The organism is Peribacillus sp. SIMBA_075, assembly GCF_046534585.1.
In genome coordinates, this window is the sequence record NZ_JAWRYN010000718.1 from 1 (window position 1) to 268 (window position 268).

General features: G+C 43.7%; 1 pseudogene. It reads left to right on the forward strand.

What is annotated here, in order from left to right:
• Positions 1–268 (forward strand): annotated as a pseudogene (locus SB775_RS30085) (NAD(P)H-dependent oxidoreductase); the annotation flags it as partial.

Consider the following 268-nt stretch of genomic DNA (forward strand, 5'->3'; position numbering starts at 1 on the left):
CTTATTGAGTAATGCGACAGGTCTTTTGCCAGATAAAGTGGGCATGCACGGAGTCGAAGCGAATTTAGACAATGTAGCAGATAAATTGAATCAAAAACAGCAAGGCGGCGTGCTGGATAACTTCGGAGTTGTTGAATATGTAAATGGACTTGCACCAGGCGTATTTGTCATCGTCAAGAGTGAGCTTGAGCCAGTAGATGAAGAGCTTCGCTACTTAAAAGTTGGAAAAGGTCCACACTATACGCTTTATCGTCCTTTCCACTTAGCG